At 60.5% G+C, this 12,793-nt stretch carries 11 protein-coding genes and 1 tRNA gene; 8 read left to right on the top strand and 4 right to left on the bottom strand.

Going from position 1 to position 12,793, the window contains the following annotated elements; all coding sequences use genetic code 11:
• Positions 1-7: 7 nt before the first annotated feature.
• Positions 8-1,279, bottom strand: coding sequence for an efflux RND transporter periplasmic adaptor subunit (locus tag FMF02_RS06465; RefSeq protein WP_141412557.1), 1,272 nt, complete (start codon positions 1,277-1,279; stop codon positions 8-10).
• A 16-nt stretch (positions 1,280-1,295) separates the two neighbouring features.
• Positions 1,296-2,732 (bottom strand): TolC family protein, encoded by a 1,437-nt coding sequence (locus FMF02_RS06470; RefSeq protein WP_244611641.1) that lies wholly within the window; start codon positions 2,730-2,732, stop codon positions 1,296-1,298.
• A 279-nt stretch (positions 2,733-3,011) separates the two neighbouring features.
• On the opposite strand from FMF02_RS06470, the gene FMF02_RS06475 reads away from it, so the two are divergent.
• A complete protein-coding gene (locus FMF02_RS06475) occupies positions 3,012-4,367 on the top strand; it encodes a sigma-54-dependent transcriptional regulator (protein WP_141412558.1) in 1,356 nt (451 codons plus the stop codon).
• Positions 4,364-5,662, top strand: coding sequence for a sensor histidine kinase (locus FMF02_RS06480; RefSeq protein WP_141412559.1), 1,299 nt, complete (start codon positions 4,364-4,366; stop codon positions 5,660-5,662). Before FMF02_RS06475 ends, FMF02_RS06480 begins: the two co-directional genes overlap by 4 nt.
• A 245-nt stretch (positions 5,663-5,907) precedes the next feature.
• Here the strand turns inward: FMF02_RS06480 and FMF02_RS06485 are convergent.
• A tRNA-Glu gene (locus tag FMF02_RS06485) sits at positions 5,908-5,979 on the bottom strand.
• A 128-nt stretch (positions 5,980-6,107) separates the two neighbouring features.
• Here FMF02_RS06485 and FMF02_RS06490 point away from each other — a divergent pair.
• The 6 genes from FMF02_RS06490 (at position 6,108) to FMF02_RS06515 (ending at position 11,634) form a co-directional block, all read left to right on the top strand.
• The gene (locus tag FMF02_RS06490) at positions 6,108-6,833 is read left to right on the top strand and encodes an RsiV family protein (RefSeq protein ID WP_019130597.1); all 726 of its coding nucleotides are present in this window, start codon (positions 6,108-6,110) and stop codon (positions 6,831-6,833) included.
• A 3-nt stretch (positions 6,834-6,836) separates the two neighbouring features.
• Positions 6,837-8,090: an exodeoxyribonuclease VII large subunit gene (xseA, locus tag FMF02_RS06495; RefSeq protein WP_019130596.1), complete on the top strand. Its 1,254-nt coding sequence runs from the start codon at positions 6,837-6,839 to the stop codon at positions 8,088-8,090.
• A gap of 4 nt (positions 8,091-8,094) precedes the next feature.
• Entirely contained in the window at positions 8,095-8,286 is a 192-nt protein-coding gene (gene xseB / locus FMF02_RS06500) for an exodeoxyribonuclease VII small subunit (RefSeq protein WP_019130595.1), read from the top strand.
• The gene (locus tag FMF02_RS06505; RefSeq protein ID WP_141412560.1) at positions 8,283-9,047 is read left to right on the top strand and encodes a methyltransferase domain-containing protein; all 765 of its coding nucleotides are present in this window, start codon (positions 8,283-8,285) and stop codon (positions 9,045-9,047) included. Before xseB ends, FMF02_RS06505 begins: the two co-directional genes overlap by 4 nt.
• 393 nt (positions 9,048-9,440) lie before the next feature.
• Entirely contained in the window at positions 9,441-10,301 is an 861-nt protein-coding gene (locus FMF02_RS06510; RefSeq protein ID WP_244611642.1) for an EF-hand domain-containing protein, read from the top strand.
• A gap of 16 nt (positions 10,302-10,317) precedes the next feature.
• A complete protein-coding gene (locus tag FMF02_RS06515) occupies positions 10,318-11,634 on the top strand; it encodes a leucine-rich repeat domain-containing protein (protein WP_141412561.1) in 1,317 nt (438 codons plus the stop codon).
• A gap of 163 nt (positions 11,635-11,797) precedes the next feature.
• Here FMF02_RS06515 and folE read toward each other — a convergent pair whose 3' ends face one another.
• Positions 11,798-12,394, bottom strand: a complete 597-nt coding sequence (gene folE / locus FMF02_RS06520) for a GTP cyclohydrolase I FolE (protein WP_019130590.1) — start codon at positions 12,392-12,394, stop codon at positions 11,798-11,800.
• Between the last annotated feature and the right edge of the window lie 399 nt (positions 12,395-12,793).

A 12,793-nucleotide genomic window follows, 5' to 3' on the forward strand; every position in this document is an offset into this window, starting at 1 on the left:
GTCGGAGTTATTTTATTCGGCGGTTCAGCAGCAGTACGTCGTTGGCGCCGTAGGACTCGTAGCCCGAGACGATGACCCGCTCGCCCGGTTGCAGTCCTTCGAGCACCTCGTAATACTGCGGATTCTGGCGGCCGATGCGGATCGGCCGCTTGTAGGCGCGGTCGCCTTCGGGCGAGAGGACGTAGATCCATGCGCCGCCCGTGGTTTGGTAGAAGGTGCCGCGCGGGATGAGAACCGCTTCGGTGGGTTGTCCCAGTTGCAGATGCAGGTAGTAGGTCTGCCCGCTGCGGATATTGGCCGGATAGGCTCCCGTGAAGTTGAAATCGGCGCGGAATACGTTGTTGCGCACCTCGGGATAGACTTTGCGCAGCCGCATGCGATAGTTGGAGTCCTGCCGTTCGAAGGAGGCTTCGAGGCCTGTGCGGACGCGGTCGATATAGATTTCGTCGATCTGCGCTTCGACCTTGAAGTCCGAGAGATCGTTGACCTGTCCGATCTTCTGGCTCGATGCGACCGACTGTCCCAGCACGACGTCCAGTAGGCCGATCTCGCCGTCGATCGGCGATTTGACGGCGAGGTTGCCGATGCGCTGGCGGATGAGCTGCATGTTGCGCCGCATGTTGGCCAGATTATCTTCCATCTGTTCGACCTGTACGGTGCGGTAGAGCGAATCCTGTATCTGCCGCTCGATGTTCAGCTCGCGTTGTTTCTCGGCCAGCTCCCAGTCCTCCTTGGCCTGCAACCACTCTTCGCGGGCGATGAGCCGGTGTGCGTAGAGTTCGTCGTTCTGTTCGAAGGCGCGCCGCTTGCGTGCCACGTCGAGATCGAGCTGCGCCTTGTTCTGCCGCAGGGTGAGCTTTTCCTGCTCCATCGAGATGAGCGTGTTGCGCAGCAGGTTCTGCTTCTCGGCCAGTTCGGCTTCGCTGTTGAGGATTTCGAGCGTCAGCGAAGGGTTGCTCAGCTCCACCAGCACGTCGCCCCTGCGGACCGAAGCTCCCTCCTCGACCACGAGCCGTTCGACGACACCCGCTTCGAGCGGACTCAGTTGAACCGTCGTAATGGGTTCAACCTGTCCCGTCACGCGGATGTAGTCGTTGAAATCGCCCTGCGTCACTTCAGCGACCGAGAGCGTGCCGGCATCGACACGCAGCGTCGAGGCGTTGTCGCGCAGCAACAGCCATGCGGCGAAGAGCAGGAAGAGCATACCGCCCCAATAGGGGAGACTCCGTTTGGCGAACAGGATGCGAAGTCCTTTTTTTCGTTCGATCTGAATATCCATTGTAGTCGTTTATGTGTCAGCGGATCAACGGCTCGCCGTTGTAGTACTCCACCAATCGGGTTTTGATGATGTATTGCAGGCGGGTGCGAATCCGTTCGGCGCGGGCTTGCAGCAGCTTGTCGGAGGCCGTTTGCAGGTCGAGCGTCGAGACCATGCCCCGTTCGTACTTGCCGGCGACGGCTTCGTAGGCCAGCCGTGCGGCTTCCGCTTTCTTGGAGGCTTGTACGAACTCCTTGCCCGCACCCAGCATCTGCTGGTAGGCTTGCGCCACCTCGCTTTGCAGCGTGCGCAGTGTCGCGTCGCGCTGCAATTCGGCGATCCGCCAGTTGTTGCGAGCCCGATTGACCGAGGTACGCTTGGTCAGTCCCCCGAAGATCGGGATCGAGAGCCGCGCCGAGAAGTAATAACCCCGGTTGTCGCGGAGCTGGCTGCCGAACGGGGCGTAGAGCGAACGGTCGTCGAGGCTCATGAAGAAGTTGGTCGAGTAGCCGCCGCCTACCGAAACAGACGGGTAGTATTTTCCCTTTGCGACGGAGTATTTGAGTCGCATCTGCTGCACGTTGTAGGCTGCCTGCTGCGCTTTGGGGTGCTTTTCGAGGGCGTAGGCCAGTACCTCTCCGTAGGCGGCCGCGCCGGTAGGGGTGCCGACGGCGATCTCGGCGACGATCTCCGGACAGCAGCCCGAAGGATAGTTCATCGCTTCGCAGAGCGAGATTTTGGCCAGCGCGAGATTGTTCTCCTGCTGCGTGAGCAGAAAATCGTCCGAGGCGCATTGCGATTCGATCTCCGCCACGTCGGCGGCGCTTTTCAACCCCAGTTCGTAGAGTTTGCGGCTCTTGTGCAGATTGGCGGCGCTCGTCTGCCGCTGTTCGCGTGCCAGCCGGACGCTTTCGGTGTAGTACACCACGTCGAAGTAGGCCTGCATGGCGTTCAGCGCCGCTTCGTCGCGGGCCTGTTGCAGCTCCTCGATGCCCATGAGCCGCATGACACGTGCCGCCCGCACGGTGTTTATTCCCGACAATCCTGCGAAAACGGGAATCTGCCCCGACAGGCTATACGAGTTGTCGAGATTGGCGACGGTGGTGTAGGTATTGGTTTCGGGGTCGACCGAACGGCCGAAACTGGTCGTGGCGCTGGCGGATGCGCTGATCGAGGGAACCAGTGCGGCGATCGATGCGATATACTCCTGGCGGTAGTTGCGGTTCGCATAGATCTGCTGCCGGACGTTGGGATTGTGTTCGACGGCGTAGGCCATGCAGGCGTCGAGCGTCATTGCGGAGACGGTGTCTGCGGCAGGACGGGGGAGTGCCGCCGTTCCGTCCGACGCGGGCGGTTCCGTTCGTGCGACCGTATCGGCAGCCGGCGGCGTTTCGGATGCGGCGATCCGCTGTCGGGCGACGGAGGGTGTCAATAAAATAGACAGTATGACGATCGAAAACGATAGTTTCAGCATCTTTTTCTCGTATTCTTGGTTTGCTCACCGAAGTTGCCAATTCGATGCCAATCGTTTAAACTGATTTGTAATCAAGTGTTTGTCGTGATAAAGCGGTTGCGAAGGTGTAAAAATAATGGACAGGGATGTAAAAAAAGTAGACAGTCTTTGCCGGTTTTTCACCGAAAAGAGTTACTTTTACCGGAAAGACGGGCGGTTTCGTCGAGCCGGGTGCAATTCCGGAGCTATTCGGGCTTGTGCCGGGGCGGGAAAACGACTGCCGCAAACCAACGCTGTACGATGGCAAAAGAGGGTAATTTATTGATCGTGGATGACAACAGCAGCATTCTGGGTGCTTTGCGGCTGTTGCTGGAGCGTCATTTTGCGAAGGTGACGACGTTGACTTCGCCCAAACTGCTCGATACCGTGCTGCGCGGCGAGGCGGTGGACGCCGTGCTGCTCGACATGAATTTCACGGCCGGCGTCAACAACGGCAACGAGGGCATCTACTGGCTGCGGCGGATCCGCGACATACGTCCCGACGTGAAGGTCGTTCTCTTTACGGCCTATGCCGATGTCGATCTGGCAGTGCGGTCCATGCGCGACGGTGCGGTCGATTTCGTGGTCAAGCCCTGGGATAATGAGCGGCTGGTCGCCTCGCTGCGCAACGCCTGCGAGCTGGCCCGTTCGCAGCGCGAGGTGAAACGGCTGCGGGAGATCCGGCGCGAACTGACGGTCGACGAGACGATGTTCTGGGGAACGAGTCCTGCGATGGAACGTATCCGCGAGATCGTCGAAAAGGTCGCGGCGACCGATGCCAATATCCTCATTACGGGGGAAAACGGTACGGGCAAGGAGATGCTGGCGCGCGAGATCCACCGCCGCTCGCATCGCAGTGGCGGTCCGATGGTGGCCGTGGATATGGGTGCCGTGCCGGAGACGCTGTTCGAAAGCGAACTGTTCGGCCACGTGAAGGGTGCCTTCACCGATGCGCGCACCGACCGTGCCGGAAAGTTCGAGGTCGCCGACGGCGGTACGCTCTTCCTCGATGAGATCGGCAACCTGCCGCTGCATCTGCAACCGAAACTGCTGACGGCGCTGCAAAGCGGCGCGATCGTCCGCGTGGGCAGCAATCTGCCCGTGAAGGTCGACTGCCGGCTCATCTCGGCGACCAACCGCGATCTGTTCGGGATGACGGCCGGAGGCTCGTTCCGCGAAGACCTGCTCTACCGTATCAATACCATTCACATCGATCTGCCGCCCCTGCGCCAACGCCGCGAGGATATTCTGTTGCTGGCGCGGACGTTTCTCGTGCGTTATGCCGGCAAGTACCGGAAACCGATCCGCGATTTCGATGCGGCGGCTCAGCACGAGTTGGTCGCTCATGCGTGGGCGGGCAATATCCGCGAGTTGCAGCATACCGTCGAGAAGGCGGTTATCCTGTGCGACGGAACGGAAATATCGCCGGCGACGCTGCTGTTGCGCCCCGTCGCGCAGGGGCCGTCGCCCGCGGCGTTCACCACCTTCGAAGAGATGGAGCGTGCGATGATCGAACAGGCGATGGAACGCCACGGCGGCAATCTCTCGGCCGTAGCGCAGCAGTTGGGGGTCACGCGGCAGACGCTCTATAACAAAATCAAACGCTACGGCTTATGAAATACGGTGGCGATCTCTTCCGTCTGGTATCCCACGTCGTCGTGCTGATCGCCGTGACGGCCGCTGCCGCTGCGTTGTCGGCGGCGGGGCGTTATGCCTTCGCCCTGCTGCTTCTGCCGTTCGGCGGCATCGCGGTCTACCGGCTCGTGCGGTTGTACGACGCGTCGATGCGCCGTGTGACCTTTCTGCTCGATGCCGTCGAAAACAACGATCTGAATTTCCGTTTCTGCGAGGGTGCGGCCTCCGGCGGCGAACGGGCGCTCAACGTGGCGTTGAACCGTATCCGCGAGATCATCGTGCGGGCCAAGCTGCGTGCCGAGGAACGCGAGCGCTATTACAGGCTCATCATGGAGTGCGCCCGCACGGGGCTGCTGACCGTCGACGACAGGGGCAGCGTCTACCAGGTCAACGACGAGGCGCTGCGTATCTTCGGTCTGCCGCGGATGACGCATGTGCGGCAGGTGGAGCCGCTGTTGCCCGAAGCCTGTCGCGCGCTGACGGCGATCCGTTCCGGCGAGCGTCTGCGCGTGCGGTGCCGGACCGAAAGCGGCGAGGTCAATCTGTCGTTGACCTGTTCGGAGATCACGCTCGACCGGCGGCATCTTCGCGTCGTGGCCGTGAGCGACATCGACGACTATCTGAGTGCGGTGCAGGTCGAGTCGTGGAGCAAGCTCACCCGGATTCTGACGCACGAGATCATGAACTCGCTGGCGCCCATCACCTCGCTGAGCGATACGCTGCTGCATCTCGGCCGGCGGCTGGATGCCGATGTGGAGCGCGGGTTGGATACGATCTCTTCGACGAGCCGCCGTCTGACGGCTTTCGTCGAGACGTTCCGGCGTTTCACACGTATTCCCGAACCTCGGAAATCGGCATTCGAGGTGCGCGGGATGCTCGAACGGGCCGTCATGCTGGCAGGGGTTTCCGATGTGGTGCGGCTCGACGTCGAACCGTCGCAGATGCTGATCTACGCGGACGAGGGGCTGGTCGAACAGGTGGCGGTGAACCTGTTGAAGAATGCCCGCGAAGCAGCGGAGGGGCTCTCCGATGGCCGCATCGAGGTCGTGGCGCGCATTTCGGCCGACGAAACCGTGCGGATCGACTTCGGCGACAACGGCGCCGCCATTCCCGCCGAAGTCTCCGACAATATCTTCACGCCCTTCTTCACGACCAAGTCCGACGGGTCGGGGATCGGATTGAGCGTATCGCGGCGCATCATGCAGCTGCACGGCGGATCGCTGCGCCTGACCTCCAATGTCGACGGCAAGGTGACGTTTACGCTCTTTTTCGCATGATCGTTCGGAGGCGGGCGGGATGGAGTCTCCCGAAGAAGACGAACGGCCGGAGCCTCCGGCCGCTCGTCCTGGCGGATGGGGGGCGCGCCGCGCCTCTCTTCGAATGTCGCGTTCGGCGAAACGTGCTTTTCGTCGTTCCGTCTTCTGAGGCTCCGTTTGTCCGAGTCCTGCGCGGATATTCCCGTCCGACTCCCCGCACCGTCCCGCAAAAAATGAAAGACGACCGCCGTAGCGATCGTCCTGCGTAGTGGATAGGGGATTCGAACCCCTATGTCATGCGTGAGAGGCATGTATCCTAACCCTTAGATGAATCCACCGATTGTGGGTGCAAAAGTAATACATTAATCCGAATCTCCAAAATTTTTCGGAAAAAATCGTCGTTCGCACCTTTTTCCCTATTATTTGTGCTACCTTTACGGGTGTTAATTTTTGAAGACCACGCCTTATGAAATTACCTGCTCTCGTTCTTCTGGCGGCCTTTGCCGCGGGGATGGCCGGCTGCTGCCGGCGTGCGGCCGCGCCGCAATTCGCCGAGCGGTCGCTCGATACGGTCGTCCGGTGCGGAGCGGTGCCGTGCGATCTGTCGTACCGCTTCCTCACGATCGCCAACGCCGACCGCAGCGAGGCGCTCGCAGCCATCGAGAACGCCAACGTCAACTACTTCTTCGCACTCGAAGACTTCACGGGGACGGCCGAGGAGGCCGCACGCCGTTTTATCGAACGGTTCGCCGCCGACAATGCCTGCGATACGCTCTACATGCCCGACATGCGCTATTCGCTCAGCGTCGCGGCCGCTCAGGCGCCGGTCGATACGCTCACGGTCTACACGATCCGCCGCGAGAGCTATACGGGCGGTGCGCACGGTATGCGCACGACCGAGTACCACAACTATTGGACGAAGGGCGGTTACGAACTCTCGCTCGGCGACCTCTTTCCGGAGGAGCAGCTTCCCCGGCTCACCGAGCGGATCAAGGCGAAGCTCCGCGAGCAGTACGGTGCCGCCGATGACGAGGAGCTCGCCCAGCGGGGATTCTTCCCCGAAACGATCGCCCCGACCGAGAATTTCGAGGTCACGCCCGAAGGGATCGTCTTCCACTACAACCCCTACGACATCGCCTGCTATGCCATCGGCGAGGTCGACGTACCCTTTACGAAGGAGGAGTTGAAGTAACCGATGATCGCTGCGCAGTACATCACGCTGTCCGAGTTGCAGCGCCGCGTGCGGCAGGCGCTCGAAGAGCGTTTCGCACTGCCGTTGTGGGTGAGTGCCGAGATCGCGGAGGTCAAGGTCAACTATTCGGGGCACTGCTACCTCGAACTGGTCGAGAAGGGGGAGGGCGACGGCGTTCCCAAAGCGCAGGCGCGCGCCGTGATCTGGCGGTCGCAGTACGCCCGCATCGCCGCCTATTTCGAGGCCGAGACGGGGCAGCGGCTCGCCGCCGGCATGCGTATTCTGGCCAAAGCGACGGTGAACTACCACGAACTCTACGGCTTCTCGCTGCAACTGCTCGACGTCGATCCGGCCTACACGCTGGGCGACATGGAGCGGCAGCGGCAGCAGACCATCGCCCGCTTGCAGGCCGAAGGGGTGTGGGAGATGAACCGGCAGCAGGCGATGCCTGCCGTCGTGCAACGCATCGCCGTGGTGTCGAGCAGCCGTGCGGCCGGGTATCAGGATTTCTGCAACGAACTGGCTAAAAGCCCCTATCGCTTCTGTCTCACGCTCTTCGACGCCGTCGTGCAGGGCGCGGCGGCCGAAGATTCGATCGTCGACGCGCTTAGCCGCATCGCCGCTGCCGGGGAGGCGTTCGATGCCGTGGTGATGATCCGCGGCGGCGGGTCGTCGAGCGACCTGAACTGTTTCAACGCCTATCGCCTGTGCAACCACGTGGCGCAGTTTCCGCTGCCGGTGGTGACGGGCATCGGGCACGACAAGGATACGAGCGTCGCCGATCTGGTGGCGCATACGGCGCTCAAAACGCCGACGGCCGTGGCGGCGTGGCTCGTCGAACGGATGGCGCAGGCCGACGGCTATCTGGCGTGGGCCGGATTGCAGTTGGGAAATGCGGCGCTGGCGATCACGCATTCGGCGGCGGTCGGACTGGAACGGCTCGGCGCGGCTCTCGCACAGCAGAGCCAGCGGTTGTTGCAGGAGGGGCGGAGCCGCCTCGACCGGGCGGAAGAGACGCTACTCGCGGCTCCGGCCGATCTGCTGCGCGGGCACGACCGCCGGCTCGCGGCCGCTTCGGAGCTGCTGCTGAGCTACTCGGTCGAACGGGTGCTGCGGCGCGGGTTCGCCGTCGTCCGCCGCGGCGGCGAAGCGTTGCGCAGCGCCGAGGGGCTCTCGCCGGGCGACCGGCTCGACATTACGCTGGCCGACGGCGAAGTGCAGGCCGCGGTGGTCGCATGTACGAAGAAAAAACGATAGAACGATGGATAAAAAGGAACTCACCTATGACGAAGCGATGGCCGAGATCGAGGCCATCCTCGCCAAATTCCGCAACGAGGAGATGTCGGTCGACGCGCTGGCCGCCGAGGTCAGGCGCGCCACGACGCTCATCGCCTTCTGCCGCAAACGGCTCTTGAAGGCCGAGTCCGACGTGAAAAAGATCACCGGAGAATGAAGCGGCTGATCCGTTGGGCGCTCAACCATGTGCCGCGGCCCCTCCTGCAACGCCTTGCAGGGTGGGCGGTGCCGGTCGCGGGCCTTTTCTACGTGGGGCGCGGCCGCGAATGCCCCGTGTGCGGTGCGCGCCGTCGTCGGTTCCTGCCCTACGGCTACGTCGCGCCGCGTGCCGATGCGCTCTGTCCGTCGTGCCTGTCGTTGGAGCGGCACCGGCTGCTGTGGCTCTACCTCACGCGCGAAACCGATCTGCTGCGCCGGCCGCAGCGGATCCTGCATATCGCCCCCGAAGTCTGTCTGATGAAGCGGCTGCGGCACAGGGCGGCCGACTATACGACGGCCGATTTGGAGAGCCCGCTGGCCGAACTGCATTTCGACGTGTTGCGAATCCCTCTTCCCGATGCCTCCTACGACGTGCTGATCTGCAACCATCTGCTCGAACACGTCGCCGACGACCGCCGTGCGCTCGGCGAGTTCTACCGCATCCTGCGTCCGGGCGGCTGGGGCATCCTGCTCTCGCCCGTCGACCGGTCGCGCGCTGCGACCTTCGAGGACGATTCGATCACCGATCCGGCGGAGCGCACCCGTATTTTCGGGCAGTACGACCATCGGCGCATCTATGGCCGCGACTACGGCGGGCGGTTGCGCGAAGCGGGGTTCGAAGTTCGTGAGATCGACTATGCGGCCCGTTTCAGCGCGGAGGAGCGGCGGCGCTACGCACTGCCCGACGACTGGATCTACGTCGTGCGCAGGCCCCTTTGACGGAGCGGTTCGTTCCGGTTCGCCGCGGCCGTCGGGACAGGCACCCGACGGCCGCGGCCGCTCTCTTGTCGGACGACACCGAATGAACGTATGGCTCGAAAAGTCCGTATGTCTTATTTCTACGCTCGAATGGAATAATTTACCCCCCCCCGATTTTTTTGCGGAAAAAGTTGCAGAATCGGGAAATTGTTTCGTATATTTGTGATAACCAACCCAAAACCACCCTCTCTGATGGAACGATCACGCCGACGTGTATTGTCTCCGATGCCGATGGGGCCGATCCGGCGATCGGGTCGGCCCCGGCACCTTCCCCCGCTTTCGGAGGGGCGGAACCCTTTCGCTGCCGTGTTTCCCGCGGCGGATCGTGCTGCGAACTCCCTGAATCCATAGCCTATGAAACCTTATTTCTCTTGGAAAACCCTCTGCTTGCTGTTGTGTCTGGCGCTGCTTGCCGGCTGTTCCGACGACGACGAACAGCCCGATCCTCAGTTGCCGCCGCTCGTCTGGCCCGACGACGTGGCTACGGCGATTCCCGACGAGGGGTTTCGTGAATACTGTCTGGAACGGTATGACAGGGACAAGGACGGCCGTCTGTCGAAGGACGAGGTGCTGGCTGTTAAGAAAATGATCCATTTTCCCGATGTGTCGGGCCGTTTTTTGTCGTTAGAGGGGATCGAATATTTCAGCAATCTTGAGAATTTTGCTTGGGAGTACAGTGGTCCGAAAGAGATCGATCTGCGTTACAACTCCCGGCTGCAAAAGATTTCATGTCTGTATAATTCGAATTTAATCAGGTTCCGCGGGCCGGTCGGTTATACTCCACTTGAAATTGAGCTTTATTCGTTGTTCAATTTGGAAGAACTGGATCTTTCGGGATGCGGGAATGTACAGGAATTGCGGCTTTTCGTCGATTCGTTTTCCGAGGTGAAATTGAGCTCTGTCAATCTGCCTGATCCTTCGCACTTGCAATATCTGGCGTTTGCGGCTGCCAATGCCGGCTGCTATGATGCGTTGCTCGCCGACGGAGCCAATCTGAAGAAGCTCTATTACAATTTTTATCCGAGTGAAGTACTCGATCTGAGCCATTGTCCGAAACTGGCAGACCTTATCATACACGTTCGTGCCGGATCGGAGCTTAAAAAGATTCGCATGCACAAAAATGCACCGATAGCAATATACGGTGGGGGCATCGACATCCGCGATGAAAAGGGAAACGATTGCTCTTTCAGTGTAGAAATCGAATATGTCGAATAAATCAAATCGCGCGACCATGAAAAAGAGAAGTATCCTGCTGTCGGGCCTTTTCGTGTTGACGATGTGCCTGGCCGGTTACGCCGCCGCCGATTATCCGCCGAATGTGGCCGATGCGATCCCCGACAGGGAGTTCCGGACGCTGTGTCTGCGCATTGCCGACACCGATGGCGACGGCGCGATTTCGCGCGAGGAGGCGCTGGCCGTGACCAAGATCCGCTGTCCGTCATATAAGACTTATGGGAAGACGATATCGAGCCTCGAAGGATTGCACTATTTCGCCAACCTCGAAACGTTGGATTGTTCCAGTCAAAATCTCACCTCGCTCGATGCGGGCGGCTGTTCGGCGCTCGAATTGCTCATATGCGAGACCTGTGAGCTGGAATGTTTACGGTTGCCGCGCACCGCGGCACTGAAAAAACTCGATTGCAGTTCCAACCGGCTTGCGTCGCTCGATGTAAGCGGATGTCCGGCGTTGAGAAGGTTGACGTGCTACGATAACCCTTTTACCGAGCTGAATGTCGATGCCTGTCCCGATTTGGAGTTACTCGACTGTTCCTGCCTCGTCACGTCGGATCTGCGTCATCATGAGAAATTGTATGAACTGCATTGTGGGGGATTGCCTTGTGTCCGGCTCGACCTGTCGGAGTTCAAGCAACTGAGTCATTTATCGATCACTCACAGTCGGATCTCTGAGATTGTGTTCGGGGACTCGGATCTGCTTATATCGTTTGCGTTGAACGACGTAGATTTCACCTCGCTCGATTTGAGCGGCTGCCATCAATTGATGTATCTGACCTTGACCGACATGCCGTTGAGAGAATTGACATTGCCCGAAACCGAGTTGTCGAGTGTGGAACTCCGTAAACTCCCGCTCGAACGGTTGGAGGTGAAGGGGTATGTCAAGATTGGGAAGCTGGCTGTTTCCGATTGCGGCCGCTTGAAGTGCATCGATGGGTCGGGACAGGTGATGAACTTTGATTGCTGTAACTGCTCGAACCTTACAATGCTGAATATGGATGCGTTCCGCTATGTGGGAGATTTCCGGTGCACCGGAACGGCGCTTACGTCGCTCGACTTTTCTCGATGCAACGGGAACCGATATGCAGAAATAGATTGCAGCGACAACCGGTTGACGACGCTTGTACTTCCGCCGGAGATCTATACGCTCTCTTGTCAGGGCAACCTGCTCGAAGAGTTGGATATTTCTGGATGCAGCATCAACTGGATCGAGTGTCGCCCGATGGAGACATTGCGCAGGATTCGGTTGCGGCGCGATCAGAATAACTACCGGCTCGGTGGTACCAAAGGAATCGAATTGGTCTACGTCGACTGATCCGGCAGGAGTGCGTCGCCGGATTGCAGAATTTCGGGCGTCGGCTTGCGCGCCGGCGTACAAGCCGACGCCCGAAAGTTTCAGCCTTCGGGGCGGATTGCGTTGAGGCAGGGGGCGTCCGGGCGGAGCGGTTTCGCGTCGCGGCCGCTCCGTCGGCGGGGCGCTACCGGATCAGCTCCATGAACTCCTCGCGCGTGCGGTGGTCGCGCAGGAAGATGCCCGTGAAGGCCGAGGTGGTGGTCGACGACTCCTGCTTCTCGACGCCGCGCATCTGCATGCACATGTGGCTGGCCTCGATCACGACGGCCACTCCCAGCGGGTGCAGCGCCTCATGGATGCAGTCGCGGATCTGCACCGTCAGCCGCTCCTGTACTTGCAGGCGGCGTGCGAAACACTCCACCACGCGCGCCACCTTCGACAGCCCCGTGATGTAGCCGTCGGGGATGTAGGCCACGTGCGCCTTGCCGTAGAAGGGGAGCATGTGATGTTCGCACAGCGAGTAGACCTCGATGTCGCGCACGAGTACCATCTGCCGGTACTCCTCGCGGAACATAGCCGACAGGAGAATGTCGCGCGGATCCTCAGCGTAGCCCTTGGTCATGAAAGCCATTGCCTTGGCTACCCGCTCGGGGGTTTTGAGCAGCCCCTCGCGCGTGGGGTCTTCGCCCAGCAGCCGCAGAATGGCGGCGTAGTGCTCACTCAGTTCGGCGATCGTTGCAGGGTCGTATATCTCTTGTTTTTCGTACAGTTTCTTTTCCATAGCGGTGCAAAGATACGATTAAGCCGAGCGCAATGCAAATTTATTTGCAATTGCCGAGGCGGAGTATCTTCGGCGTCGGCCAAAGTACGATTAAGCGAGGGCAATGTCAAATTTATTTGAACATTGTCGAGGCGGAGTATCTTCGGCGAAGCCAAGATGAAGGATCTACTCGCTGCAATACTGCGGCGCCATGGGGCGCCGCGCGGGCCGAATCCTCCGCCCGCGGAGGCCCGCTATGCGTGCTCCGCAGGCTTCGTCCCGCAAGATCGGCAATACAGCCAACTCGCGTGTGGCCATGTGTGGAAAATCAATAATCACGGTTGCGCGATAGCGCACCACGAACTCCGCCTTGCGAAAACGCGGGCGCGAGCTTGCCGCGTAGCGTTTTAGGCACAGACG

The organism is Alistipes communis, from assembly GCF_006542665.1.
Taxonomy (GTDB): domain Bacteria; phylum Bacteroidota; class Bacteroidia; order Bacteroidales; family Rikenellaceae; genus Alistipes; species Alistipes communis.